Source organism: Methylotenera sp., from assembly GCF_029945535.1.
Classification (GTDB): Bacteria; Pseudomonadota; Gammaproteobacteria; order Burkholderiales; family Methylophilaceae; genus Methylotenera.
Genome location: NZ_JAQSCU010000010.1, coordinates 515535 through 540538, shown reverse-complemented (window position 1 = coordinate 540538; position 25004 = coordinate 515535). Strand labels below are relative to the sequence as shown.

33 protein-coding genes and 1 other RNA gene are annotated in these 25004 nt (G+C 41.4%); 11 read left to right on the top strand and 23 right to left on the bottom strand.

The window, feature by feature from the left end; genetic code table 11:
- Positions 1 to 38: 38 nt before the first annotated feature.
- From leuD to rfbD, 8 genes are all read right to left on the bottom strand, one after another.
- Entirely contained in the window at positions 39 to 677 is a 639-nt protein-coding gene (gene leuD / locus PSU72_RS05655) for a 3-isopropylmalate dehydratase small subunit (RefSeq protein WP_300431348.1), read from the bottom strand.
- A gap of 72 nt (positions 678 to 749) precedes the next feature.
- On the bottom strand, positions 750 to 869 hold the full coding sequence (locus PSU72_RS05650; protein WP_300431347.1) for an entericidin A/B family lipoprotein: 120 nt from the start codon (positions 867 to 869) through the stop codon (positions 750 to 752).
- A gap of 17 nt (positions 870 to 886) precedes the next feature.
- On the bottom strand, positions 887 to 2302 hold the full coding sequence (gene leuC, locus PSU72_RS05645) for a 3-isopropylmalate dehydratase large subunit (RefSeq protein WP_300431346.1): 1416 nt from the start codon (positions 2300 to 2302) through the stop codon (positions 887 to 889).
- A gap of 15 nt (positions 2303 to 2317) precedes the next feature.
- Positions 2318 to 2812 (bottom strand): YajQ family cyclic di-GMP-binding protein, encoded by a 495-nt coding sequence (locus PSU72_RS05640; RefSeq protein WP_300431345.1) that lies wholly within the window; start codon positions 2810 to 2812, stop codon positions 2318 to 2320.
- A gap of 108 nt (positions 2813 to 2920) precedes the next feature.
- A complete protein-coding gene (locus PSU72_RS05635) occupies positions 2921 to 3232 on the bottom strand; it encodes a pyrimidine/purine nucleoside phosphorylase (protein WP_300431344.1) in 312 nt (103 codons plus the stop codon).
- A gap of 163 nt (positions 3233 to 3395) precedes the next feature.
- A complete protein-coding gene (rfbC, locus tag PSU72_RS05630) occupies positions 3396 to 3938 on the bottom strand; it encodes a dTDP-4-dehydrorhamnose 3,5-epimerase (protein ID WP_300431343.1) in 543 nt (180 codons plus the stop codon).
- Positions 3935 to 4822 (bottom strand): glucose-1-phosphate thymidylyltransferase RfbA, encoded by an 888-nt coding sequence (gene rfbA, locus PSU72_RS05625; protein ID WP_300431342.1) that lies wholly within the window; start codon positions 4820 to 4822, stop codon positions 3935 to 3937. Before rfbA ends, rfbC begins: the two co-directional genes overlap by 4 nt.
- 48 nt (positions 4823 to 4870) lie before the next feature.
- Positions 4871 to 5767 carry a dTDP-4-dehydrorhamnose reductase gene (gene rfbD, locus PSU72_RS05620; RefSeq protein WP_300431609.1) on the bottom strand — a complete coding sequence of 299 codons (897 nt, stop codon included), beginning with the start codon at positions 5765 to 5767 and terminating at the stop codon, positions 4871 to 4873.
- Positions 5768 to 6176: 409 nt separating this feature from the next.
- On the opposite strand from rfbD, the gene PSU72_RS05615 reads away from it, so the two are divergent.
- The 3 genes from PSU72_RS05615 (at position 6177) to PSU72_RS05605 (ending at position 7777) form a co-directional block, all read left to right on the top strand.
- Positions 6177 to 6452 carry a hypothetical protein gene (locus PSU72_RS05615; protein WP_300431341.1) on the top strand — a complete coding sequence of 92 codons (276 nt, stop codon included), beginning with the start codon at positions 6177 to 6179 and terminating at the stop codon, positions 6450 to 6452.
- A gap of 285 nt (positions 6453 to 6737) precedes the next feature.
- Positions 6738 to 7028: a hypothetical protein gene (locus PSU72_RS05610; protein WP_300431340.1), complete on the top strand. Its 291-nt coding sequence runs from the start codon at positions 6738 to 6740 to the stop codon at positions 7026 to 7028.
- A 545-nt stretch (positions 7029 to 7573) separates the two neighbouring features.
- The gene (locus PSU72_RS05605) at positions 7574 to 7777 is read left to right on the top strand and encodes a hypothetical protein (RefSeq protein ID WP_300431339.1); all 204 of its coding nucleotides are present in this window, start codon (positions 7574 to 7576) and stop codon (positions 7775 to 7777) included.
- 50 nt (positions 7778 to 7827) lie between these two features.
- On the opposite strand, the gene PSU72_RS05600 is transcribed toward PSU72_RS05605, so the two are convergent.
- The gene (locus PSU72_RS05600) at positions 7828 to 8445 is read right to left on the bottom strand and encodes a TetR/AcrR family transcriptional regulator (protein WP_300431338.1); all 618 of its coding nucleotides are present in this window, start codon (positions 8443 to 8445) and stop codon (positions 7828 to 7830) included.
- An 81-nt stretch (positions 8446 to 8526) separates the two neighbouring features.
- On the opposite strand from PSU72_RS05600, the gene PSU72_RS05595 reads away from it, so the two are divergent.
- Positions 8527 to 9252, top strand: coding sequence for a nitroreductase family protein (locus tag PSU72_RS05595; RefSeq protein WP_300431337.1), 726 nt, complete (start codon positions 8527 to 8529; stop codon positions 9250 to 9252).
- 238 nt (positions 9253 to 9490) lie between these two features.
- On the opposite strand, the gene PSU72_RS05590 is transcribed toward PSU72_RS05595, so the two are convergent.
- The 7 genes from PSU72_RS05590 to PSU72_RS05560 form a co-directional block, all read right to left on the bottom strand.
- The gene (locus PSU72_RS05590) at positions 9491 to 10246 is read right to left on the bottom strand and encodes a DUF1828 domain-containing protein (protein WP_300431336.1); all 756 of its coding nucleotides are present in this window, start codon (positions 10244 to 10246) and stop codon (positions 9491 to 9493) included.
- Entirely contained in the window at positions 10243 to 10698 is a 456-nt protein-coding gene (locus PSU72_RS05585) for a hypothetical protein (RefSeq protein WP_300431335.1), read from the bottom strand. The genes PSU72_RS05590 and PSU72_RS05585 overlap by 4 nt, the downstream gene beginning before the upstream one ends.
- Positions 10699 to 11093: 395 nt before the next feature.
- The gene (locus PSU72_RS05580) at positions 11094 to 11582 is read right to left on the bottom strand and encodes a hypothetical protein (protein ID WP_300431334.1); all 489 of its coding nucleotides are present in this window, start codon (positions 11580 to 11582) and stop codon (positions 11094 to 11096) included.
- A gap of 147 nt (positions 11583 to 11729) precedes the next feature.
- The gene (locus tag PSU72_RS05575; RefSeq protein WP_300431333.1) at positions 11730 to 12311 is read right to left on the bottom strand and encodes a hypothetical protein; all 582 of its coding nucleotides are present in this window, start codon (positions 12309 to 12311) and stop codon (positions 11730 to 11732) included.
- Between the two features lie 48 nt (positions 12312 to 12359).
- Positions 12360 to 12740, bottom strand: a complete 381-nt coding sequence (locus PSU72_RS05570; RefSeq protein WP_300431332.1) for a lysozyme inhibitor LprI family protein — start codon at positions 12738 to 12740, stop codon at positions 12360 to 12362.
- Positions 12741 to 12836: 96 nt separating this feature from the next.
- Positions 12837 to 13517 carry a hypothetical protein gene (locus tag PSU72_RS05565; RefSeq protein ID WP_300431331.1) on the bottom strand — a complete coding sequence of 227 codons (681 nt, stop codon included), beginning with the start codon at positions 13515 to 13517 and terminating at the stop codon, positions 12837 to 12839.
- Positions 13518 to 13696: 179 nt separating this feature from the next.
- On the bottom strand, positions 13697 to 13876 hold the full coding sequence (locus PSU72_RS05560; protein WP_300431330.1) for a hypothetical protein: 180 nt from the start codon (positions 13874 to 13876) through the stop codon (positions 13697 to 13699).
- A 10-nt stretch (positions 13877 to 13886) separates the two neighbouring features.
- Here PSU72_RS05560 and PSU72_RS05555 point away from each other — a divergent pair, with 10 nt between their 5' ends.
- The 6 genes from PSU72_RS05555 (at position 13887) to PSU72_RS05530 (ending at position 16653) form a co-directional block, all read left to right on the top strand.
- Complete coding sequence (locus PSU72_RS05555; protein WP_300431329.1) at positions 13887 to 14537, top strand: hypothetical protein; 651 nt, start codon at positions 13887 to 13889, stop codon at positions 14535 to 14537.
- 104 nt (positions 14538 to 14641) lie between these two features.
- A complete protein-coding gene (locus PSU72_RS05550) occupies positions 14642 to 15028 on the top strand; it encodes a hypothetical protein (RefSeq protein WP_300431328.1) in 387 nt (128 codons plus the stop codon).
- Between the two features lie 64 nt (positions 15029 to 15092).
- Positions 15093 to 15332 (top strand): AlpA family phage regulatory protein, encoded by a 240-nt coding sequence (locus PSU72_RS05545; protein ID WP_300431327.1) that lies wholly within the window; start codon positions 15093 to 15095, stop codon positions 15330 to 15332.
- Between the two features lie 2 nt (positions 15333 to 15334).
- Positions 15335 to 15574, top strand: coding sequence for a helix-turn-helix domain-containing protein (locus PSU72_RS05540; protein WP_300431326.1), 240 nt, complete (start codon positions 15335 to 15337; stop codon positions 15572 to 15574).
- Positions 15567 to 15902 carry a hypothetical protein gene (locus tag PSU72_RS05535; protein WP_300431325.1) on the top strand — a complete coding sequence of 112 codons (336 nt, stop codon included), beginning with the start codon at positions 15567 to 15569 and terminating at the stop codon, positions 15900 to 15902. The genes PSU72_RS05540 and PSU72_RS05535 overlap by 8 nt, the downstream gene beginning before the upstream one ends.
- Positions 15892 to 16653, top strand: a complete 762-nt coding sequence (locus PSU72_RS05530) for a plasmid recombination protein (RefSeq protein ID WP_300431324.1) — start codon at positions 15892 to 15894, stop codon at positions 16651 to 16653. The genes PSU72_RS05535 and PSU72_RS05530 overlap by 11 nt, the downstream gene beginning before the upstream one ends.
- 163 nt (positions 16654 to 16816) lie before the next feature.
- On the opposite strand, the gene PSU72_RS05525 is transcribed toward PSU72_RS05530, so the two are convergent.
- The 3 genes from PSU72_RS05525 to ssrA all read right to left on the bottom strand — a co-directional run bounded on the left by PSU72_RS05525 (position 16817) and on the right by ssrA (position 19044).
- A complete protein-coding gene (locus PSU72_RS05525; protein ID WP_300431323.1) occupies positions 16817 to 17023 on the bottom strand; it encodes a hypothetical protein in 207 nt (68 codons plus the stop codon).
- A gap of 241 nt (positions 17024 to 17264) precedes the next feature.
- Positions 17265 to 18491, bottom strand: coding sequence for an integrase arm-type DNA-binding domain-containing protein (locus PSU72_RS05520; RefSeq protein ID WP_300431322.1), 1227 nt, complete (start codon positions 18489 to 18491; stop codon positions 17265 to 17267).
- Between the two features lie 186 nt (positions 18492 to 18677).
- Positions 18678 to 19044, bottom strand: a transfer-messenger RNA (tmRNA) gene (gene ssrA, locus PSU72_RS05515).
- Positions 19045 to 19211: 167 nt separating this feature from the next.
- Here ssrA and PSU72_RS05510 point away from each other — a divergent pair.
- Entirely contained in the window at positions 19212 to 20141 is a 930-nt protein-coding gene (locus PSU72_RS05510) for a sensor domain-containing diguanylate cyclase (RefSeq protein ID WP_300431321.1), read from the top strand.
- A gap of 50 nt (positions 20142 to 20191) precedes the next feature.
- On the opposite strand, the gene recQ is transcribed toward PSU72_RS05510, so the two are convergent.
- The 4 genes from recQ to PSU72_RS05490 all read right to left on the bottom strand — a co-directional run bounded on the left by recQ (position 20192) and on the right by PSU72_RS05490 (position 24912).
- Positions 20192 to 22021 carry a DNA helicase RecQ gene (recQ, locus tag PSU72_RS05505; protein ID WP_300431320.1) on the bottom strand — a complete coding sequence of 610 codons (1830 nt, stop codon included), beginning with the start codon at positions 22019 to 22021 and terminating at the stop codon, positions 20192 to 20194.
- A 177-nt stretch (positions 22022 to 22198) separates the two neighbouring features.
- A complete protein-coding gene (locus tag PSU72_RS05500; protein ID WP_300431319.1) occupies positions 22199 to 22567 on the bottom strand; it encodes a DUF4440 domain-containing protein in 369 nt (122 codons plus the stop codon).
- A 107-nt stretch (positions 22568 to 22674) separates the two neighbouring features.
- Positions 22675 to 23808, bottom strand: coding sequence for an OmpA family protein (locus PSU72_RS05495; protein ID WP_300431318.1), 1134 nt, complete (start codon positions 23806 to 23808; stop codon positions 22675 to 22677).
- Between the two features lie 237 nt (positions 23809 to 24045).
- Positions 24046 to 24912, bottom strand: a complete 867-nt coding sequence (locus tag PSU72_RS05490) for a TIM44-like domain-containing protein (RefSeq protein WP_300431317.1) — start codon at positions 24910 to 24912, stop codon at positions 24046 to 24048.
- Positions 24913 to 25004: the final 92 nt, after the last annotated feature.

The window sequence follows — 25004 nt, the reverse complement described above, 5'->3', positions numbered from 1 at the left end:
ATAGCCTATAGATTTATAACCTACAGTTGAGCAAATATTTAATTAAACAGCCATGGTTGAGCTTGCTCATGCTTTGCTTCAAATGCTTTAATTTTATCCTGATGTTGCATAGTTAAGCCAATGTCATCCAAACCATTTAATAAGCAATGCTTACGGAATGCATCAACTTCAAACTGGTGGACTTCACCACTCGGTGTAGTGACTGTTTGAGCACTTAAATCAACATCAAGCTTGTAGCCCTCTGTTGCAAATACCTGATTAAACAAGCTATCTACAATTTCAGCTGACAGCACAATTGGCAGCATGCCATTTTTGAAACAGTTATTAAAGAAAATATCCGCATAGCTTGAGGCGATAATCACTTTAAAACCAAAATCTTCAAGCGCCCATGGCGCGTGCTCTCTTGATGAGCCGCAGCCAAAGTTCTCGCGAGTCAGCAAAACGCTAGCCCCTTGATAGCGCAGTTTATTCAGCACAAAGTCAGGGTTGATTTTGCGTTTTGAATTATCCATGCCAGGCTCGCCGTGGTCTAGATAGCGCCATTCATCAAAGGCGTTCGGACCAAAACCTGAGCGCTTAATTGACTTCAGGAACTGCTTAGGAATAATCGCGTCCGTATCCACATTAGCACGGTCTAAGGGAGCGACTAAGCCATCCAATTTTGTAAAAGCTTCCATATTTTTCTTTAATACACTCTTTAAAATACAAGTCTTTATATAACCAAGTCTTTAAACAACTAGGTTGCGATACTAGCTCGCAGATTTTTTGATGGCTTCGCCACCCTTTTCAATATCTTGGCCCATGCCATGGATAGTGTTACAAGCAGTTAGCGCAACACTCAAGGCTAGTAAAGTTAACAATTTTCTCATTCAAAACTCCTTATAAATTAAGTTAATGATTGTCTTACATCAACAAAATGACCTGCTACCGCAGCGGCAGCAGCCATTTCCGGACTCACTAAATGTGTACGGCCACCCTGACCTTGTCGACCTTCAAAGTTACGATTCGAGGTTGAAGCACAGCGTTCACCTGCTTCTAATCGGTCAGCATTCATTGCCAAACACATCGAGCAACCTGGTTCGCGCCACTCAAAGCCCGCTGCAATAAAAATCTTGTCCAAACCCTCTTGTTCCGCTTGTGCTTTTACCAAACCAGAACCTGGCACCACTAGTGCCAACTTAACATTAGGCGCGATATGCTTGCCCTTAGCCACAGCGGCGGCGGCACGCAAATCCTCAATACGTGAGTTAGTACAAGAACCAATGAAGACTTTATCAATATTGATTTCATTGATAGGCGTATTAGGCGTTAAACCCATGTAAGCGTATGCGCGCTCCCAATCGGCGCGCTGCACTTCATTTTTGGCTAAATCCAAACTCGGTACGCGTCCATCGATACTCACCACCATTTCGGGTGAAGTACCCCAAGTTACTTGCGGCTGAATATCTTCAGCGTTTAAAGCAACAACAGTATCAAACTCAGCGCCTGAGTCGGTATGTAATGTTTTCCAATAGGCAACGGCTGCATCCCACTGGTCAGCTTTAGGCGAGAATGGACGACCTTTTACATACTCAATCGTCTTATCATCCACCGCAACCAAGCCAGCGCGAGCGCCCGCTTCAATCGCCATATTACACAAGGTCATTCGACCTTCCATGCTCAAGCCACGAATCGCTGAGCCAGCAAACTCAATCGCATAACCGTTACCACCTGCCGTACCCGTTTTACCGATAATGGCCAAAGCAACATCTTTAGCCGTTACGCCTTTACCTAATACACCATTCACTAACACTTGCATGGTTTTAGACTTTTTCTGCACCAAACATTGTGTTGCCATCACGTGCTCGACTTCAGACGTACCAATACCATGCGCCAATGCGCCAAAAGCGCCGTGTGTACTTGTATGAGAATCTCCACAAACCACGGTCATGCCCGGCAAAGTCGCGCCCTGCTCAGGACCAACCACATGCACGATGCCTTGATTTTTATTCATAAACGGAAAGTAAGCTTTTGCACCAAACTCACTAATATTGCTAGTTAAAGTTTCAATCTGTAAGCGCGCCACAGGGTCAGCAATCCCCGCCAAACCTTTATCCCAGCCATTGGTAGGTGTGTTGTGATCGGCAGTTGCCACAATAGACGAAATGCGCCAAGGTTTACGGCCAGCCAGCCGTAAGCCTTCAAATGCTTGAGGACTGGTGACTTCATGCACCAAATGACGGTCAATGTAAATCAGCGCTGTGCCGTTTTCTTCATGCACAACGTGGGAGTCAAACAACTTGTCATATAGCGTTTTTGCCATGTTTTAACCTAAAAACTAATCTCTAAAATTACCAAACTGCAATGGAAAATCCGTCACATTTTTCTTACAAAAAGCGATCGCATCTTGTAGTAAATCGCGCTTTGCACCTGTCACACGTACTTCATCGCCCTGAATACTCGCTTGCACTTTTAAGCCTGAGTCTTTAATCAACTTGCTGATACGTTTGGCTAAATCACTATCAATACCCGCTTTTATTTTAAGCTCTTGTTTGACTTTATTACCGCCAACTTTTTGGACATCTTTATGCTCAAGACGTTTCGTTGAATCAGGCTCTTTTTTCTCCATTCCTGGCAGCAAAATGTCTTTAATCTGGTCTAGCTGAAAGTCATTATCACCAAATAACATGATAATGCTATCTTTCTCGTTCAACTCAACCTTGGCTGAAGTCCCTTTAAAATCATAACGATTCGTGATTTGTTTACCCGCAGTATCAATTGCGTTTTTTAACGCGACCATATCAACTTCAGATGAAATATCAAAACTTGGCATTTTTTCTCCTCAAACACTTTCAAGCGAAGGTGCTACTAGGCGGGAGCACGAAGACAGTACGATTAGTACGGCGAGTGCGAGCAACAACGTAGCACCAAACATTAACCTTTACTCGAAGTGGCAAACGTAATCTAGAGTTTCACTTACCTCAATATCAAAACTTGAATTACCAGGCACAGTAAATTTCTCACCTTCACTATAAGTTTTCCATGTTTCTTCGCCACTTAAACGAACTTTGCATGAGCCTGAATTGATTTCCATTAACTCTGGTGCTGCCGTATTGAATGTAAGTGAACTTGGGAAAATAACGCCAATTGTGCTACGTGTGCCATTAGGGAGCATCACTGTGTGACTTACACATTTACCATCGAAGTAGATGTTGGCTTTCTTTTTTACGCTGACATTGTCAAATTGTGCCATTTGCTTAACTTCCATTAATAATCAAAATAACATTATCGCAGAAAAGGCACGGCTAACCAACACCCAGCCGATATGGCGCATGGAGATTTAGCTGTGCGCGTGCAGATTTGCGGAGAATGAAGGTTTTATTGGAGAATTGCTATAAGACTTCAGGGTAAACTGATTAGAAGTACTCCGCTTCAGCAAAAGACTTACCTAACTGATCTTTCGCAGACAATAGCGCTGCGCCATTAATTGGCCATTTAATATCGATTTCAGAGTCATTCCAAGCGATACAACGCTCAAATTCTGGTGCGTAGTAATCAGTCGTTTTGTACAGAAACTCTGCAGTTTTAGAAAGCACCACAAAACCATGCGCGAAACCTTCTGGCACCCATAGCTGTTTTTTATTTTCGGCAGACAGAATCTCACCCACCCACTGACCAAAAGTCGACGAATTCTTACGAATATCCACAGCGACATCAAATACAATACCCTGCGCGACTCGCACTAACTTACCCTGTGGTTGCTGAATTTGATAATGCATGCCGCGCAGCACATTTTCAGCCGATTTAGAGTGATTGTCTTGCACGAACTTAACTGGCTTACCTATCGCGGCTTCAAATTTCGCATGATTAAAGCTTTCAAAAAAGAAGCCTCTATCATCACCGAAAACATTAGGTTCAATCACCAGCACATCTGCAATTGCTGTTGGCGTCACTATCAAGGCTGTACTCCATCTTTTAACATGCGTAGAAGATACTGACCGTAGCCATTTTTAGCTAACGGCTGTGCAAGCTTCTCTACTTGCGCTGCATTAATAAATCCTTTGCGATAGGCGATTTCTTCCGGGCAAGCCACTTTAAGACCTTGTCGCTGCTCTATAGTCTGAATGAAGTTGCTCGCATCAATCATGCTTTCATGTGTGCCTGTATCTAGCCAAGCGTAGCCACGGCCCATAATCTCAACACTTAATTGATTACGCTCAAGGTAAACACGATTCAAATCTGTAATTTCCAACTCACCCCTTGGTGAAGGTTTTAGATCCGCTGCAATATCTGCGACTTGATTGTCGTAGAAATACAAGCCAGTTACCGCATAATTGCTTAACGGTTTTAATGGCTTTTCTTCCAAACTTGTTGCACGACCATCACGATCAAAAGCCACCACACCATAACGCTCAGGATCTTGCACATGGTAAGCAAACACCGTTGCGCCATGTTCACGCGCTGTTGCTTGCTCAAGTTGCATATGTAAGTCATGCCCATAAAAAATATTATCGCCAAGCACTAATGCACTTGGATTATTACCAACGAAGTCTTTACCAATGATGAACGCCTGCGCCAACCCATCTGGACTTGGTTGTACCGCATATTCTAAATTCAAACCCCAATCGCTACCGTCACCTAATAACTCTTGAAAGCGCGGCGTATCTTGTGGGGTCGATATAATTAGAATATCGCGTATTCCCGCTAGCATTAAAGTGCTGAGCGGATAATAAATCATCGGCTTATCATGAATCGGCAACAGTTGTTTTGAAACAACCTTGGTGACAGGATAAAGCCTAGTGCCAGAACCACCTGCGAGGATAATGCCTTTACGTGTTGCCATATACCACCTCAACTTTTTCTTTTATTTTGTGCTGACTATTAATGATGTCTATTTATCTAGAATTTCAGCCAGCAAACGAATGACGCCACTTTGCCAACTTGGCAAAACTAAGTCAAAACTATTTTGCAATTTTTTAGTATTTAAACGTGAGTTTAACGGCCTTTTGGCAGGTGTAGGGAAAGATGACGTTGGCACAGCCTGAATTGCGTCAGTTGCAACTTTAATCTCAACGCCCGCTTGACGCGCATGCTCAATCACAAAACTTGCGTAACCATGCCAAGAAGTTTCACCACTCGCTACAAGGTGGTATAAGCCGCTCACTTCTGGGCTTACTAAAGCTTTGCAAATGCCGTGTGCAGTGACATCTGCAAGTAAATCAGCCCCTGTTGGCGCACCGATTTGATCGTTAATCACTTTTAATGCATCACGCTCTTGCGCGAGTTTGAGCATAGTTTTGGCAAAGTTTCCGCCACGTGCAGCATATACCCAGCTCGTACGAAATATTAAATGCTGACAGCCTGATGCAATAATGGCATTTTCGCCTTCCAACTTGGTTTCACCATAAACGCTTAATGGCGAAGTCGCATCCGTTTCTAGCCTTGGCGTTTCACCACTGCCATCGAACACATAATCCGTAGAATAATGAACAAGCCATGCACCTATGCGCTTAGCCTCACTCGCTAAAACTGCTGGGGCAAGCGCATTAATAGTTCGCGCCAGTTCAGGCTCACTTTCAGCTTTATCAACAGCAGTATGTGCGGCAGCATTCACAATAACATCTGGCGCAATCGCTCGAATCGTTTGGGCAAGCCCATCAAGATTTGTAAAGTCGCCGCAATAGTCCAAGCTTCTTGCATCCAAAGCAATCACTTCACCCAAAGGCGCTAGGCTGCGCTGCAACTCCCAACCAACTTGGCCGTTTTTGCCAAGCAAAAGAATTTTTATTGGACTCATTTTTTACCTACTCACCTAAATGAAGATTATTATTTTAGTTAAATTTTTCAAATAGAAATCAAGCAACAACACCAAGATAACCCGTCAATTATCCTATACAAACGCCTAATCAACCCACTATTGATCACATCAATACTGCATATAAAGCTTGCCTCACCTATTTGAGCGTTTAGAAAATTGCAAGTATATGTATAATTAATATGAAGTTTTTAACTTTATTTCACATAGTAATGCTGGACTTAAACGTGATTCTTAAGGGAGTTGTAAAATTAAATTTTCAAGAAAAATATTAATTTCTCTAGCTTATCAAATTCAATGTCTATTGATTAGCGCTCTTTTTCTAGAGTCAAGCTATGCCTATCCAGCAAAAAGCTTTATTCAGTCCGGCAATATGGTAATTATGAATAGCGATGAAACCACTACATATACAATCACTCACCCTCTAGAAAAAATCGCGGATAATTCGCAAATCACCAAGTCAATTTCCACCAATGCGCAAGGCGCTGACACAAAAACCTACAAAATCAAGCCAGCCAATGCATCATCCAAAGTATACGTCCACAGTCAAATAAACCAGTTGAATATGAACACAATGAAATGGGAAAGCGAACTTAAGTCTATTGAGTTACTGAAATCAGGCTCGCACAACTCAATTTCAAACCCTAAACTTAGGTAATCTAGCCAAGTACAAAAGCTCAATAATCACATCGTTTAAATCACGACAATCTTGTCGAAAATTAAGCGGCATCATTCACAATTTCTCAACAAAACTTGCTATTAGCTTCGCCTAAGCTCAATCTAAAAAAAATATAAAAACATTTAAATTCAAATGGATAGTTACAAAATACAAGTAAATTAACAATAGTTAACCTAATCGGCATATTTTTTGCTTTTGTAAATATATATACTGCCCGCGTTATTCAAGACAGTCATTATTTACAAGACAGTGAAAGGTCATAAGATGAAATCTATTTTTAATTTTATATTTTCTAAAAATACTAAATCAACTTTTCAAAATTCAAGCTTTCAGAACTCAAGTTTCCACAATGCTGCTCATATCAGCCAAGCCAGCAAAATCAGTAAAAATGAGCCGCAATTAAGCATATTTGATAATGCACCTATTAACGACGGCTGCTACCAAGTAGCAGAAATTAGTTTTGATGAATTTAAAAGCTCCACAGTCAGAGTCGAGCGCAGAAAATTCCCACGTAAGCCTGGTGAAACTAGAAGTGCATATAGCACCAAACAATAATGTGCTACACATTGAAATTTAAAAACTGAGCATAAACAATTAATTTAAAAAAGCCACTTGTGAAAGTGGCTTTTATATCTCTGCCTTCAAGGCTAAAAGACATGATAAAGATCAATATAGTCATCAATCATGCTTCACGGATGACCACATTGCATTAACCAATCTTAAAACCTTCTTAAATCTTTAACTTACTTGAAATATTCATTAGGTACATTACCTCTCACACACTATCTCCCATAGTAAGTGTCCTTAATACCGAGGCTATATTTCCCCAATTATAGCTTCGGTTTTTTTTGCCTATTTACTACGAATACACCTACTATTGTTACTGTAAATAATATCCACAGTACTGTTCACAAATCGCCAATAACATTAATTTACAATCATGATTAATTTAAAAAGCCAACTTGGTACTCACTACCAATTAGCAAGTAAATTTAATATATTCATATACTTAATCAAACTCCAACTCTACAAAAATTAAGTGGCATATCTTTTGCTGATAGTTGTTTAAAGGTAAATTAAATTTAAACAAGGACAGCAAAATGAAAGACCTTTTCGATTCATATTTTTATAAAATATCTAACTTACTCGGAAGAAACCAGCCAATCCCTGTCGTTAAACATGATGTAGAAGCAGAAATAGATGAAGACTTGGTTCATATGAGCTATAGCGACTACATAAAATTCATCAATGAGGAAGAAAGAAAAAAAGCCAGCCCACTTCAACCAGATGTTTACTCAAGCTGAAAACTTACTATTATTTTAGCTTCTTAGGATTTCCATCAGAAGGTTCGCCTTCATTCGCGAATCAAAAACCGCTCCATTAGCGTCACCAGCTCATCCACCAAACTTGAATGGTTGAGTAATTCTGGACGTTGATTAGTCACTTGATGAACGATAGCCTTAATACTAATACCAACCATATAGGTCGCTAATTGTGGATCGGGTACATTTTTCATAAATGGAAGCAATGCATTTACCATCTCCTTAAGCATTTCACCTTGATCATATTGTTTACAACGTTGTGATAGTGGCAACTCTTCCGAAATGGCTTTATGCACCTCAGGTGCGCTTTGGTGCTCCTTAACCACCATTTCAACAATAACTGTCAGCGCCACTCTTAGCGTTGGTTGGTTGCTGATGTTCTGTAAAGCATGCTGTATGTCTGCACGGATGGAGGTTACATGCCTACGTTGCAACTCTGCAATCACAGCCTGCTTGTTAGGGAAAAATTGGTAGAGTGAGGCAATGTTAACGCCTGCACGTTCTGCAATCGCATTTGTATTCAAGCCGCCCCACCCAACTTCATTTAAAATGTAAGTAGAAGCTTGCATAATTGCATCTACTGTGGCGCGTGACCTCTCTTGAGATGGGCTTTTTCTGGGCTTTGTAGCGAGTTTGGCTTTAGCTATCATGTGCTTTAGAAATGTGAGTATTAAAAATTAAAGCAATAGCTTACTATTTTTACTCATTCAAATACAAGAGATTAAGCCGTAATGACACAAATTACTCAACAGAATTGGCCTGCCTTTCAAGCCCTTAATCGTCATCGCAGGGCGATTCGTAAATTTAATACCGCCTCAATTGCTGATGAGGATATTCAAGAGTTACTGGTTGAAGCCATGCTCGCGCCTTCCAGTGGCAACCTACAACCATATCAACTACACTGGATTCGTAATACGGATTTAAAAGCTGAAGTTGCAAAAGCTTGTCATGGTCAGCAAGCTGCGTCTACGGCCGCAGAAATCGTCGTTATCTCTGCCAGTGCCGCTATCGCAAAGCACACTGTAGCTGAACAACTTGCTTATGTTGAAGCATCTACCTCGCTTGAATCAAAATCGAAGGCATACTACCGTAAGCAATTGGGGATGTTTAATAAAGTTCTGGGCATAGGAGCATCAGCAATCTGGATGCCACTTATCTACATTGCATCGCTTATTCGCCCGAGCTTATCTCTGCTGCCAGTAGGAAGTATTGGTAGCCGAAATTGGGCTGCACGTAACGCCATGTTTGCAGCGCAGACCATCATGCTGGCTGCTGCATCAAAAGGCATAGACTCGTGCCCAATGGAAGGATTTTCCGCATCAAAAATCACCAAATTGCTGAATCTTCCAAGAGGAACAGTTATCCCCATCGTCATCGCGCTTGGCTACCGCGCCTCAGATGCAAGAGTCGAAACGCAATGGCGTCGTAAATTATCAGATGCTTTAATCACCCACTAAATTAGCATTAGCCTATCACGACCTAAAACTAAGGGATTTTTATAGAGCAATAGGCGTAAAAAAAGCCTAGAAGGTTGAATTTACTAGGCTTTTGATACCGATTGATACTTGGTGAAACACTTAAATGGTGGGCTGGCGTCAATCCAACAAACCTCCGCAATCCATTTGATACGCCATTTAGAAGATGTGAAAAATATCGCGTACCCTCAAACGTACCCAATAAATTCAATTTGTACTATTAATTACTAAAGCCAGAATAGTTAGATCTTTTTTCCAGAGCGGTCATTGCATACACACTAGCAACGGACGATAATATTTTCGTTTCATTTTCGGCAGATTTTTTATTATCTCTATCGTCTATCACAATTATCGGTTTTAAATTAGTTATATGGCTACTCAAATTCAAATCAATCATTTTTTTCAATACTGATGAAACTGAGGCGTGATGTGGCGTTACAGCAAAAACAGCCTTATTGCCATGTATAAAATCAAACCTATATTTATGACCAGAAATTCCTAGATATTCGGGACTAACATATTGATCTTCATTTGGAAAAGCTGCCAGAAAACACATTGCAACCTCCTGAATAAATATATTGATATCCGAATTTACCCCTTCTTGCTCTGCCTCCCAACTCTTTAATTGCGACATAGCTGCGATGTAGTTTGAAAATGCCTCTTTAATTTCACCTACATCACAATAGATTTCCAAATCACCATCTGATGTGAGTTTCAATCCATATGGTTCTATTAAATTAGTTATGAATCTAAGACTTTGTGATTTAGTTAGATCTAGGCCTCTTTGCATATAGTACAAAATTGTCTCGCCGCCATCAAATAGCCTAATTTTATTTGAAATTTCTTGAGTATAAATTGGTACTAACTCACCATCGAAAAACCTAAATGGAGTTTCAATAAGCGAGACCTTGCTATCGTCATCTAATATATGACAATTAAAGCCTAGTAAATCTGCTATTGATTGAGAGTTTATCATTTCAATTTAAATTCTTCTGGTGATTCAATTTCGCCAATTATCTTAATGTTAGTTTGTTTAAGAAAATGCTCCAATGCATCTGTAAAATTCCAACCACTCCAACCTTCATCACCAGCGTTTCTCATATCCCCAAAATGCTCATGCGGCTTGGAATGTATATCTTTAATTTTCTTTTTATTTTTTTTAACTTCTAGTTGATAGACTCTTTCCATCCCATAAAGTTGTTTATCGAAAACCGAAAGTGTATAACTCGTTACTTTAGTAAGAGGATGATAAAAATAATGAAATTTAACATGAAGCGAACATGTCATTTCATCTTGATCTAATAACCCACACTCAAATTCATAAATGTATGAATTTTTTTTACTTGCGATCCAATTCCCAAAATCTCTACAAATTAGAGGCTTTTCTAATAACTTTTTAGCTACTTCAAATGGAATTTTATTAAACAACTAGTTACCTTGGATATTTAATATCTATTTACTCTATGGTACATACTACCAGTTGATATGCCGATTCTGCAAGATTCTCGTACGCTTAACCCTATACCAGCACACGAAAACAGACAGCAGACTAGCGAATTATGAATCAGATTGTCTGGTTTTGTGGGTGATCTGGCGAGGTGATCGACCAGCCATCTAACCACATACATAGACCACACAGCACTCACTCACCTAACCCATGCTCAGAGGCTGACCCCCACGGGGGGGTGTGCTTTCGCGCACAAACTTTTACTCTAAGGCACTCCGACAAAAATCCATCTCATTAACTCATTGTATAAATAATCTTTACATTAATAAAAGGTACTATTATTGCATCCCGTTTAATGAATAGTTAGGCATGTAAGCTACTTTATACTAGACGCATTTCGTATAACTAGCCATTCATCGACAAGAGATTTAAGTAGTATGTAATACTCTTCACAGAGCCGAAAAACGCCACCGCTACTATTAGGAATAAACTCTTCTATTCCTTCAAAACGCAAAAATGTCATTGTTCTTTTCTGTTGTGGTTGAAGCACCTCATTAACTTTAAAATCATATATTGGTGCAGTGTGAGTAACTGGTGAAATAACGCCTTTGTGTATAGAGTAGACGCGACTGGCATTAAAGAAACGAAGTAGCGATAAATCTTTGAGAGTTGACATTCGATTTTCATACCAAGCTTTTAACTCTGGGTACTCGGAAGATTCTGTTTGCATAACAAAAGTGACACTTCTCGCAAGTGATATATATGAATTGATGCAAGAGCGGACAACTTCATCATTATTCATATTATCAACAGCTAGTTTCATCTGTGTAGCTGCATCTCGAAGTTTCATTTCAGTCTCAGTCATTACGTTACCCTCAATTGTATTTTTACACCAAAGCAAACTGGCGGCCGCATTGTATGTCCGATTATGCCTTTAGACGAAGCAGCACTAATGCACCCCCTCTTAAGCTTGACCAGAAAAGCAAAGACTGGAGTGTATAGCTTAAATAATCTAAGCCGCTTTTTTGCGCCCTAGCTTCCACTCTTTTTTGTTTTTGGCACCAATAATAGATGTTGTTACTTGATTGTGTTCGTGGTGCACTTGGTGATCATCTAGCATCGCCATGCGCATTACTTTTGGTTGAGCATACTGCTCTCGCCCTAAGTCGTCTGCGGCATAAATTAGGAGTTGTATATCCCCCTCCTCAGACTTAGAGCGCTCTTCACCATTTTTTTGAAGCAGTGATGCCGAGACTTCGAAGTTCAACTGTATGAACTCTACTGAGTGAGGCGCGACACGCAAAGGTTTTCCTTGATGAACTTCAGATGGTTCAAATCTCGTCTTAGTGGTTGGCGTACTTTTAATTAGTAACCATGTTCGTGAAATTACGTATGGCCGATTTCCTTGATTGCTGAATGCAAGATCAAGCTTTACTTCAACGTTGGGTTCGCCCCACTTGTATTTCCAACTAGACCAAAGTACTGAGACGGTTCCATGCCTAACTCGCCGCAAATGCTGCACATAGAGACTAGCTAGGGACACACACAGCGCGACAACAGAGATAACTATAGGTATTAGCTGAGCTTCTGGCATATGGGAAAGCCTAACGTTTGAATTAAGGGGCTGTCCAGCTTGAATGTATCATTGCCATTCAAGCTTGCTATTTTGACAACCCGAGCTTGAGCATTCTCTAATACGATCTTGCAAAAACTGAGACCTTTTTATTGTAGTACTCGTCGCACAATCTAGGTTTACATAAAAAGCATTTGCTTCACGTTTCGAACAACTATTATTTCTCTCTTCTATCCATGAAAGCTGAGCAGATTTAAGATTTCTTTTACCATCACTATCAAGCTTTAAGTTTAACTTTTTGTAGTTGTCGTTAAGCTCCTTGTCTGCTTCTTGGTAGACCTTATTTAAGCAATATAAGCCATCAAAATCATTTTTTGGAATATCACACGCTGAGTTTGCTAATGCAGCACCAGATGAGCAGAACAGTAAAGCGAAAAGCATTTTTTTCATTTTTATTTCCCTTTGTTAAAAAACTGTAAATCCCTATACATAATCTTTGACATAAGCTGCGGCATTAGGCGTCATGCTTAAATGATGGGTTGGGAATCAATTTGCATATTTAGTTAGATCTTCAGAGAACAACTCCCTCAAGCGAGCCACAGATTCCTTGACTGCCGCCTTGTTTCGAAATTTCTCCAATTCTTTAAAGCGAAATCGTTCAGATTCAAGCGCAGCGGAAAGGGTTTGCAATTCCGCAACAAGCTGAACATATTTATGGCTCTTTTCCTCTTGCTCTTTCGCCTCCTGAAAGCCCTCTTCAACAACATCTGCGTGAGTGTGCTCGATTCGATCAGTTGTTAGTTTGATTCGAATTGCATCAGGAATCTGCTTCACCAGTATAGCGTTTGCATTTGTAAAAAATGCCATTGCAGATTGGTATATAGACCAATATTCATGCGTCCCTACAAGGGTAAAGAGCCTGTGGTGAGCAATGATATTAAGATTGCTCGCCTGAAGCTCAAGAAAGCCCTTATTGAATTCTGTTAAATCGAAATCATCATCCAAGTCACGGTACGATGCCAAGACGCTAAGACAACGTGCCCAGTTGTGATGAAAAACTGCACTTACTCTTTCTAGCTCAGCAGCCAGAAGATCTAACCCGCCCTCAAGGTAGCGAGAAAGTATCAATTCATACTCTCGTTGTTGGTAATACTGTTGGACAGCAAACCATCCCGTAAGAGCTGCTGCAAACAAAGCAAGACTGGTTTGTAAAAGTATAGTTTCCATGACTATTTATGCCCTGACGCCCAACAGCTATTAAGCGGGCGTGCGCGTCCGAGTAATAATATTGTGAATATTAATTTTGACATGTTATTTTTCTTTTTAAATCTTATGGTTAGGGCTTGCTCTGCTTGTATAGTAATAAATAGCAAGTATTGACGCAATTCATTTTGTAAACAGTTGCTTTAAGGCTGAGTTATTGAATCATCTTTAGGTGCCTCACTTCTATTTGCTGATTCTTTCCTCTGCTCCTCTTTCATTTCTTTAATCACGCCCAAAACTACCATCCGCGTTTTCGGCGTCATAGATCTTAACTTCGCTAGTATTTCCTCTTTCTTCGTTACCTGTGATTCTGTTTTATTCATTTGTTTCACCATGTATTTGAGAAAAGTTACTAAACATAATACTTTGGATATTATGGGATTTCATTGTTACGAGATAAATATTATGGCTAGGCAATCAAAAGCGCAACTGGTTAGGGCATTGCGTGGTATCACACAAGAGAAAAACCAAAAGCTGGTATCGGCAGGTAAAAAAGGTGCGGCAACAGTTAAAGCAACTCGTGAAGGACAAACGCTTGAACAAACATTGAAACAGCAAAGACAAAGCGACATAACAAGAGCGGCTAATAAACTCCCAAAGGGTGGAAAACAAGCCCTAAATGAAGTTTTAGTTCAAGAGTCGCGGAGAGCAGCCAATATTGAACAATATCAAGATATTAGAAAAACTAATGCGCTAAATCTAATGCTTGAAAATGGTGAAAATATAGGGAAAAGGCTAGTAAAGCTAGCACTCGGTCAAGATGATTTTAAAGATGCACCAGCAAGTGTCCAAAGACTTGCCATGCTTGATGTATTAAGCCTAGCAGGCATCACGGCAGAGCAAGCAGAAAAGCAAGCCAAGCCAGTGCATGAAATGAATAAGGACGAACTTATCAGCTTCATTCATAGCACACAAAAATTAATCAACTACCATGAAAGAAAGCAATCTGAAATGTTGATTGATGGTGAGCTTGTAGAAAGCTAAAATAGTTTTATATCTTTTGCTACACCTAGTCTGACGGGGCGAAAACAAGGCAACCTTACCTTGCTGGTGTGGCTACTTAATTAGGGATTACGCGAAAGGTGCGTATGAGCAATGTACTATCCTCAATATCTGAACTTTACTCGCAACACTCCAACTTAGAGCCTTTGAGGCTCAGACAAATAGCTATTGAGAAAGAAATTTCACTTTTACACAAAGAGCTTGAAGAAATTACTCAACACATTACATACATTACTGGACTGGGTGCAGGTAAGAGAAAGTTTGAAAATCAAGCTAAGGCAATGCTAGAGACTGTTGCAATATGGATACTTTGTGACCAACAAAAAGAGATGTCTGAGAAAGATATAATAAAGTCATTTCTTCAAGATAAAATGAAAAAGCTTGGTAATGATAAATACAAAGTTAATGCTTCTGAATTGGATAAATATAGAAAAAGATTAGCGCGTTATCGAGAAAAGTCAGGACTTAATTAATACAGGGTTATGTGTCCTAGAAAGAAACTCTAATCTGACAGCTTCTACCACAAAGGAGCTTTAAATGTCAGTAAACACAGTAACAAACAATACCATTTCAGATGCATTAAAACACTTCGATTCTCTCCCTGATAGCGCGAGCGTAAGGCTTCCAGTGGTTCAAGGGCTTTATGCTTGCTCACCTGCCAGTGTTTGGCGAGGCGTAGCAGCAGGACGCATACCAAAACCTAGAAAGCTATCCCCTAGAACCACCTGCTGGCAAGTTGGTGAGCTTCGCGCGGCATTAGCGGCTAAGGCAGTGTAACCATGCAGCCAACAAGCATTAATAACCAGCATCTAACTATTTTATCCGCATTAACTGATAGCCCCAAAAGTACGATTGATTTACGTCACGGTTACGGAATTATGCAGCCAGCACCACGCATAAAAGAACTGCGTGATATGGGTTATAAAATTGATACGGTGTGTATTGATGAACACACCCCCGATAATATTAATCACAAAGGCGTAGCTAAATACGTGCTGCTAGGTGTCAGCAATGATTGATGCTCTAATTAACGGAAAAATTGCATTTAAACCTATCAAGCGGATTGGTAAAAACCAAAATCTATATGTCACAGTTTCCGTTTATACACCTACCGCGACTGGCGACAGTATGCGTGTTGGTGTAATTGCCTTCGACGAGAGAGTATGTCAATCACTGCTTGCACTTGATGAAGGCGATAGTATTTGTATGTCAGGCGAATTGACGCCAAAAATATGGCAACCTAAAGACGGTAGTGAGCCAAAACCAGCATGTGACTTTATTGCTCATGCTATTTTGACGCCTTACCACGTCAATAGAAAAAGACAGGCTGTGCAAGATGGCGGCTAGTCATTTAATTAGGCTCGGTAAGATAAAGGGTGAAAATGGTGTTTTGGTGGCGTTAAAGCATAACAAGCGCACATTGCAAAATGAACGCGGTGCTAGTGCTAACATTGACGCGACTAGAACATCATTAAACTATTCGCTTTCTAGCAAAGATAAGCCAGAAACGATAGCTAGGCATGCCAAATCTCAAATGATACTTGCTGGCATTGAAAATCCCCGCAAAGACCAAGTGAAAGCAGTAGAGGTAATTTTCAGCTTACCAATTGACCGACATCAGCAAGACACTGAGCAATTTTTTATTGATTGCTTCAACTGGGTTAAACAAAACTTTTCTGGTGAGCTGCTAGCGTTTGACATTCACTTAGATGAAGCTGCACCACATGCCCACGCTTTAATACTGCCATTGATTGACGGTAAGATGCAAGGTCGTGATATGGTAGGCAGTACGGGAAATCTAATGCGCTTGATTAATAAGTTTCATGCAGATATTGCAAGGCATTACGGCTTGAGCAGAAGCGATAAGAAGCGTTTATCTAACATGGACAAGCAATCCCTTGAAAAACTTGTATTAACGCGCCTAAGCAACGACCCTGCAAGACAATCAAGCGTTTGGGCTTGCTTACGTGATGCAATTCATGATGACCCATTGCCATACGCGCAAATGCTATCAATCAAACCACCACAAGCCACTAATAAATCATTCGTGGCAATCATGACTTCAAAGGGTAAAGGTAAAGCTACAAACGCTATATAGCCTTTGAAGCCTAAAAAACATCGAACGCTATCCTGTGTATAGCGTTTCATTTCTCAGCACATATATATTTAACATTACGGTGAAGTTTAGCGAGCTAGTGATATTGGAAATTATTATTTTTATTGACTGGGTTGCCCCCCAGCTTTGTCATTTAAAAACTAGCTTAAATCTGCACTAAAATACTCATGGCCTGATTATCGGTCAAACCGTCTTGAGTTATGCCAGAAAAGTCGCTGTCAATTAAAGCACCTAGGTCATTGTCATCAATTTCATGGCCTATGACTTTTTCTAGAGCCTCTGTAGCTGAATAAAAATTAGCTCGTGCCATTGCTGCGTTGCTTAATAAAATCTTTGCTTGTTGGTAATTCATTATGATTATTCCTCAAATAGATTAAATGTTTACTTTGCTGATAATGCTTTAATTAGTTTTTACATGATTAAGCCTCCTGTAGGTTCGCCTCAATTTATAAATACTTCTTAATTCTTTCATTCATTTGAAATATGCGCTCAGTACATTAATTATTAACAACTCATCTCCTCCGAGTGTTTTGATGCCGAGCTATTTACTCCCATTGATAGTCTCGGTATTTTTTTACCTATCGTAAGCCGCTTTACGCTTGTTTGAATGGCAATACCTTTGCACCTGCTTTAAGCTCATCCAGATAATCTGCCCATGCCTGCATCATGGCTGTACGCTGTTCAATAAACTTAGTGCGGTTATATGCTGCCCCTAGTGTATCTGGTACTTTATGCGCTAATTGATGTTCAATGATGTAAGGGTCAATGTTTAATCTTTCATGCAATATAGTGCGCGCCATTGCTCTAAAACCGTGGGCAGTAATGTCTTTCTGAGTGTCATAGCCCATACGCTTTAATGCTGCATTAATAGCAGCAGGACTCATAGGCTTTTTAGGATCGTGCCCATTCTGAAAAACATATTCGCCACGGCCTGAAATGGCTTTTAAATCAGTAAACAATTTAGCCGCTTGTTTTGATAATGGTACTAAGTGCATAGTTTTTGTTTTACTTACAAGATACCGCCATTCGTTAGCCTCCAAATCAATATCTGCCCATTTAGCCATTCTTAGCTCGCTAGGGCGTGTAAATACCAAGGGGGATAACCTAAGCGCGCATTGAACTGTGAAAGAGCCTGTAAAACCATCTATTGCGCGTAATAGCTCGGCAATCTCTTTAGGCTCGGTAAACGCTGCCATGTGTTTTACTACAGGAGCAGGTAACGCACCTCTTAAATCTATGGTCGGATCACGCAATGCCCTGCCCGTTTGAACCGCATGGCGAAATATTTGGCTAGTGGCTTGCATGGTTCGATGCGCTGTTTCAAGTTTATTCAAGCTCTCGATACGCTTAATCACTTCTAGAATCTGTGGGGCTGTTATTTCAGATATAGGTTTATTACCTAGCCACGGGAATATGTAGCTTTCTAAGCGTCTAACAGTTCGCTCTTTATGAGAGTCTGATTTATTAGTGAAATAACTAATCGCCCATTCACGAGCAACCACTTCTAAACTATTAGCAAGCACACCAGTTTTTGAAGCCTTTGCCGCTTTTTTGTTTTCACTAGGGTTTATGCCCTCGGCGAGCAATCCGTGAGTGCTAGCGGCTTGCTTTTCAGCATTGACTAGCGACACTTCAGGATAACGCCCAAATGAAAGATTGTTTTCTTTACCTTCAAATTGATAACGCATTACCCAATACTTTGAACCATCAGGCTTAACCAGTAAAAATAAGCCTCGCCCTGCTGCCACACGAAAAGGCTTTTCTTTAGGCTTGGTATTTTTAATTTGAATGTCTGTTAAACGCGCTGCGAGCTTGGGCATAATTAACAATCACCTTTCAGTTTTATTGGGTACGAGTTATTAAAAATAACCGCGTACCCAATAATGTACCCAATAGATTGTGATATGTAAAGATGCACTATGCGATTGCAATAGGCGTAAAAAAAGCCTAGAAGGTTGAATTTACTAGGCTTTTGATACATCTTGCTACTGGGTGAAACACTAAAATGGTGGAGCTGGCGGGAATCGAACCCGCGTCCGCAAATCCTCCACAGACAGTTCTACATACTTAGCCTTGTTGTTTAATTTAACGTGCAACACACCAACAGACAAGCAGTTTGCACGCGAGCTACCTTAAGGTTAATGCGGTGCTAAGTAACCCAACACAACACGTATCCCGTGTATATGACACTACGTATGGGTTACCCCAATCCAACCCACGGGAGAGCTGGTGTAGCGTCCAGCAGAACTAAGCTGCTAGAGAGTAAGTTTCGTCGTTTGCGACTATACTTGTTTCAGCTGTATTTACGAGGTAATCTGAGCCTCGGTATGCCCTGCACTGCTTTGTAACCCACGTCGAAACCTGGTCAGCCCCAAATCAGTCTTACTTTGACTAACAAAACTTAACTTAAGCTCTGCTAAAAAGTGAATTATACGCGCTTATGTTGGATTACGCACATTGGGTTTTGCAATGTAACTTATATAATTTGTGCAATAGGAAGTTTTTAAGTAAGGTATTACTTTGTGTAAAAGGAATCTTGCATGACCGATGTTATTGATAATGACGAGCAAATTAAATATAAGGCGCTATTGGAGTCAACCAAAGCTATTCCTTGGAAACTGGATTGGGCAACTAAGCAATTTACTTATATAGGGCCGCAAATTGAAGAGTTGTTGGGTTGGACTCAAACAAGCTGGTTGCATGCTGGTGATTGGATAGACCGAATTCATGCAGAGGATCGAGAGAAAACTGCGAACTTCTGCATATCGCAATCTGAAGAAGGCGCTGACCATGAGGCCGATTATCGCGCACTAAAAGCTGATGGAGGTTATGTATGGGTGCGCGATGTCGTGCATGTCGTCAGAAAGAACGGCGTTACTATAGAGCTTGTAGGCTTTATATTTGATATTTCAGAGCGCAAAGTAATGGAGGATAAGCTGATTATCCTCAACAAAAAACTAGAACAACTATCATTTCAAGATGGCTTAACTAGCATTGCAAATCGCCGATCATTCGATCAAACGCTTACTACAGAATGGCAGCACGCTCGTCGTAACCAACAGCCTATCTCATTAATCATTGCCGATATTGATTGTTTTAAACTATATAACGATTACTACGGACATTTACAGGGTGATGATTGCTTAGTCAAAGTGGCGCACGCGCTTTCTCAGGCGCCTATGCGTGTCACGGACCTTGTGGCCCGTTATGGCGGTGAGGAGTTTGTGATACTACTTCCTAATACAACCGCCACAGCGGCGCTAGAAATAGCAGAGAGATGCCGTAACATCGTATTTGCGCAGAAAATTGAGCATGCTATGTCCAGTGTTAGTGACGTGGTGACAGTGAGCGTTGGTGTGAGTACTATTATCCCTACTATGGATTCAGAGCAATCATTGCTTTTTGCTAGGGCTGACAAAATGCTGTATCAAGCAAAGGAAAATGGTCGTAATTGTATTGAGTTTTGTTAAGTTTAAAACATCGCGCGCGAGTTTTGTAAGCTCATTTACCGCTCAATATTTTATCTATCTTCTAGCACCTCTAAAAATGCATCGCCATATCGCTCAAGCTTGGCTTGTCCAACGCCTGTGATCTGACTCATTTCAGTGAGACTACCCGGTTTTTGGTTGAGTATTTCTAGCAGCGTGCTGTCGTGGAAGATTACATAAGGCGGCACGCCTTGTTCTTTGGCGAGTTCCATGCGCTTGGCTTTGAGTGCATGCCATAGCGGATCATCAGCCACCTCTTCATAACCTTCTTTGGCACGCGTTCCACGTTCGGCCTTGCTGACTTTACGAGTGGCAACGACTTCTACATCTTGGCGCAACCACACCTCGGCTTCGCCTTTTAGTACAGGTTTTGCAGATTCAGCCAACTTTAAGCCGCCGTAAGCTTCAATATCACTTTCTAAATAACCGCCTGCGACTAGCTGTCGATAAACACTACTCCATTGTGATTGCGTTAAGCCCTTTCCAATGCCGAATGTGCTTAGACTTTGATGGTTGAATTGCTGAATCTTTGGTGTACTTTTGCCCAACAAAACATCGATTAAATGCACGACACCAAAGCGCTGCCCTGTGCGATATACGCATGAAAGCGCCATTCGAGAGGCTTGTGTGGCATCCCATGTATCGACTGGGCTTAAGCAGTTATCGCATTGCTCGCAATTGCCAGGGTGTGTTTCACCGAAGTAGCGCAGCAAAGTTTGGTGGCGGCAACTGGTAGATTCACAAAAGCCCAATAAGGCATCTAGTTTTTGTCGTTCTACTGCTTTGCGTTCTTCTGGCGCATCGCCTGAATCCAGCATTTTTCGCATACTGACTACGTCGCCCAAACCATAGGTCATCCAAGCGTTAGCAGGCAAGCCATCGCGCCCTGCCCGACCTGTTTCTTGGTAGTAGCCTTCCATACTTTTGGGTAAATCTAAATGTGCCACAAAGCGCACATTGGGTTTATCTATGCCCATGCCAAACGCCACGGTGGCGACCATTATCACGCCCTCTTCACGTAAAAACCGGCGCTGATTTTGGTTACGTACGCTAGCATCCAAACCCGCATGGTAAGGCAATGCATCCCAACCGCGTGATTTTAGCCATTCGGCGGTTTCTTCTACTTTTTTACGGCTTAAACAATAAATAATGCCCGCATCATTCGCGTGCTCTGTATCTAAAAAGGCCTCTAACTGTTGGCGTGCATTAGCCTTCTGGGTGACGCGATATTTAATATTTGGGCGATCGAAGCTAGAAACAAACTGGCGCGCTTCTTCAAGCTTAAGTCGCTCAACAATTTCCGCACGTGTTGGCGCGTCGGCCGTTGCTGTGAGTGCAATGCGTGGCACATGCGGAAAGCGCTCATGCAACACCGTAAGTTTACGATATTCAGGGCGGAAATCATGTCCCCATTGAGATACACAGTGCGCCTCATCAATAGCAAATAGTGCAATGCCAGCGCCCTCCTCTATTTCGTCTAACAACGATAAAAAACTACTCATTAGCAAGCGCTCTGGCGCCACATATACAATCTGTAAATGTCCACGCATCAGTTGTGCGGTGATTTCACGCGCTTCATCGGCATCTTGACTAGAATTCAAGAACGCCGCTCGTACACCAAGCTGCTTAAGTGCATCCACTTGGTCTTGCATCAGCGCAATGAGTGGCGATACGACAATACCAACGCCCTCACGCAACAAAGCTGGCAGCTGATAACACAAAGATTTGCCGCCGCCAGTCGGCATTAATACTAACGCATCGCCGCCAGACGTGACATGTTCAACAATAGCTTGTTGCTCACCGCGAAACGTGGAATAGCCGAAAACGTCGTGTAGGGTTTGTAGTGCGGGGATATTTGACATGGGCGGTATTGTACACCGCCCATGATTCACATTTGCGGTCTATTATATCTATCGTACACCCCAAAAAAACAGGTGGGTAACAAGTTACCCACCCTACAAATTTATAGTCACTTTTACTGCACTTTCACTTTCCTTAATCACCCCCATGTCGTGCATGAAGGCAATTAACGGCAGCCACTAACTCTGCATATTCCACACGTGTGAGTTTGTGTGCCATTGTCCGTCTGAACTCTGCTCTAGCACACTCATCGTAATGCCACCAAAAGAGGATGACTCCACACCGTTTGCATGCCATTTAGAAACTTGGTAGATGACTTTGTCTGATCCGCCACATTCAATAATCTCTAAAGTATGATTATGCACACCATTTTCTACAAAGCTATTAAACAAGGCCTCTATTTCGCTGCGTCCTGCGAGGGTTGTCCCATTGCCTGGAGATACAGTAGCATTTTCACTGTAAAGGCTAGCTAGCGCCTTTATGTTTCTGCTGTTTAACGCCTTATTCCATGCAGCGTTAGCTAGCTCGATGATTGATTTAATATCCATTGATTTTTCCCAATTGATTAATAAGCGGAAATGGTGATGCAACTCTGCTGAGTCGCATCACCACTATCATAACTGTTAAAACCGCCAATTTAGAAGCAAGCTAAAACTTAATTACAAGCTGCCTGACCTTCAACTTTATGCTGCTCTTCATCTAAAATTACAACACGACGGTTAGGTGCTAAACACTCAACCAGCTTTTTACCTTTAACGCCTTTACAGTCAACCACTGCTTCTGATTCACCTTTGCCAATCGCTTGCAGGCGGCTTGCGTCTATGCCCTGTGAAACGATGTAGTCTTTCACTTCATTAGCACGGTGCTCTGAAAGCTTTTGATTGTAAGCTTCTGAACCAATACGGTCCGTATAGCCACTGACCATCACCAATTTAAATTCTGAATGCTCTTTAAGTTTAGCCACAACACCATCAAGGATAGGCTTAGAACCTTCTTGCAATTTAGATTTGTCGAAACCAAATAACTTTTCAGCTGAAATGGTAACAGTTTCAAATTTTGGCTTGCATGGTTCAACTGCGGCTACAGGAGCCGGCGCTGGCGCTACTTCAACTACTGGTTCAGGAGCTACATATGGCGCAGAGACTGGCTCAGCCGCTGCAACTACTGGCATTGGCTTTGGTGCACCAAAGCGGAAAATGCCACCTAGGCTTAACAAGGTATTGCTGATTGTTTCACTATGGCTAACATTCGTTCCATCCAAATTATTATCTAACCCACCCTTAGCGCGACTCCATTGCTGACGTAGATCAGCTTGCAAACCAAAAGTGTCGCTCACTAAATATTGCGCACCTAAACCCACATTTGCCATCCAACCAGTTTTAGTGTTGCTCAAATCATTGTTTGGAGCAGGAATAGAGTAAGCAAGTTTGTTACGTGCTACACCAGCGCCGACTAATACAAATGGACGAAATTTATCACGACTCAACATGTATAAAGCATCTAAACCCAATGTTGTCTGTTTGTATCGACCGCTCGCGCCCGGAATGCCGTTTTCATTTGAGGTGTTATAACCTAAACCACCTTGAAGATCCCAACGTGGGCTTATTTCTTTACCAAACTTGATAAAAGCGCCGCCGCCGTTACCAGCATTTAGGTCATTGTCAGTGTCCATATAGCTAATGCCTGGTAAAGCATACCAAGCACCACGGTACATATCCTCTGCTGAAGCTGAAAGTGCGGTTAAACCTAAGGTCGCTACCACTGCGATTTGAATAAGACTATTGTTCATATTAGTTTGCCTTTATTTTAAAAAATTTAAATAACGTTTGCGTTCAACCGCATGAGTAATTGATTGCATGTTACGTCTGCAAGCTTAAACACTCTGTACGGTAGGCAACATAGGGATTCTTATTTTTAAATTAGCGCTAGCAAGCCACATGCGCAACACCTCAAAATAAAAAAGCCTAGTCATTTCTGACTAGGCTTAATATTGAAGAAAAAATCCTAAATGCTACTAAAAGCAAGCTTATTGAAGATTTGTTTGCTGAATACCCGCTAGCAACCATTTAGCATTTTCATCATGTAGGTGTTTTTGTATATTCCACACTTCATCTATACTTTCTGGGGTGCCACCGTTTTCACTAAGCTGACCAGTAAAGCGCACGCTAGCCACCGAGAACACCGCATCATCATTCACTTCGAGTAACTCAGCTTGAATGGCAATGACTTCTGTTTTCTGTGCGGCATTGCCACGCTCCTGCATTTGCATAGTAATTTCGGCAAACACCTCTGGTGTGGTGTATTCACGAATATCGTTACTATCTTTATTGTCATTAGCCGCCTGCAAGCGAATAAATGAGGCTTTTGCACTGCGAATAAAACTATCTACAGGAAAATCTGGTGGAATATTGCTATTAACAGAATTAGCTGCACCAAAACCCGACGCGCTGCTACGAGCCTGTGACTGCGAGTCTTGTGTGTTATAAGCAGACTCACCAGCATATTGCATCACAGTGGAAGGGCTAAAGTTATTGGCTGGTTGAGGTTTTTTGAATTTTGAAATCAAAAACATCACAACGCCTGCAGCCAGCAACGCCATTAAAATGGTACTAAAACCAGCGCCCATGCCACCCATTCCGCCTGAGAACATCGACATTAAACCAGCGCCTATGGCCAAGCCTGCTAATGGGCCCATCCATTTATTACCTGCTGGTTTAGTGGCTGGTGCTGCTTGCGCATCTTGTGTATTTTGCGCTTTACGTGGCTGCTGGCTTTGCATAGACCGTTGCTTGCCAAAACTACTGCCACCACCAAAACGCTTAGCCTCTGCCACCGTTGCCAATAAACTCGTGGCCATCAGTGCAATCATTAAGAACGTTAAAAACTTTTTCATGGTTACCTTAAATTCAATTATTAAAAATCAATATGTGTGGATTTAATCCAGCAGTTATATCATGGGGGCTAATATGGCGCTATCAAGTGTTG